Below are 420 nucleotides of genomic sequence, written 5' to 3' on the forward strand. Positions count from 1 at the left end.
CAAGCAAACACCGAAAGGGAAGACCACTTATTCCGTGGAGTTTAAATGGAGGGCTGTCCAGATGTACATCGAAGAAGGATGGGGATATAAGCGGATATGCCAAGAGTTAGGGATTCCCTGCACGAAAACGATCAGACTTTGGGTAAAACGTTACCATGAACATGGTCGAAAAGGGCTCGAAGAACGGCGCGGGACATCCAAGTCTCCATTCAAGGGAAGGCCTCGAAAAAAAGAGTGCAGTTTAGAGGAAGAGAATCGAAGACTGAAAGCAGAGAATGATTATTTAAAAAAGTTACGAGAGCTGGCAAGGAGGTGAAACCGAAAGAGCGGTTCTCGATCATTCAGGAGTTATCCAACACCTATCCGATTGCCTGGCTATGCCAACTGGCCGGTGTGTCAAGAAGTGGATACTATCGATGG

General features: G+C 46.9%; 1 protein-coding gene. It reads left to right on the forward strand.

Annotated features, from left to right (window positions below):
• Window positions 1-316, forward strand: a 316-nt coding sequence (locus tag I656_RS0117305; RefSeq protein WP_200861018.1) for a transposase, incomplete at its 5' end; no start/stop codon positions are given.
• Window positions 317-420 lie beyond the last annotated feature (104 nt).

It is taken from the genome of Geobacillus sp. WSUCF1 (genome assembly GCF_000422025.1).
GTDB classification, from domain to species: domain Bacteria; phylum Bacillota; class Bacilli; order Bacillales; family Anoxybacillaceae; genus Geobacillus; species Geobacillus zalihae.